Origin of the sequence: Acinetobacter sp. UBA3132 (assembly GCF_002364825.1) — a bacterium.
Taxonomy (GTDB): domain Bacteria; phylum Pseudomonadota; class Gammaproteobacteria; order Pseudomonadales; family Moraxellaceae; genus Acinetobacter; species Acinetobacter schindleri.
Genome location: NZ_DEZM01000226.1, coordinates 2,370 through 2,591, shown reverse-complemented (window position 1 = coordinate 2,591; position 222 = coordinate 2,370). Strand labels below are relative to the sequence as shown.

Sequence of the window (222 nt, the reverse complement as noted above, 5' to 3'; positions counted from 1 at the left end):
GGTTCAATTTGGAAAATTGAATGTCAGTCAGGCGATATTGTGGAAGAAGGTGCGACCTTAGCTGTGATTGAAGCGATGAAGATTGAGATTCCAATTATTGCGCCTGAGCGTATGCGTGTGGATGCGATTACTATTGAAAAAGGACAAACGGTAAAAACGGGACAGGTGTTGTTTACGTTGGCACCGGTGGCTTGATGAATTAGAGATAAAAAGACCGCTTAG

Annotated in this window: 1 protein-coding gene; it reads left to right on the top strand. The window is 43.2% G+C overall.

Going from position 1 to position 222, the window contains the following annotated elements; all coding sequences use genetic code 11:
* The coding region (locus B4033_RS12360) for an acetyl-CoA carboxylase biotin carboxyl carrier protein subunit (protein ID WP_286834400.1) at nt 1-195 on the top strand (195 nt) is incomplete at its 5' end.
* Between the last annotated feature and the right edge of the window lie 27 nt (nt 196-222).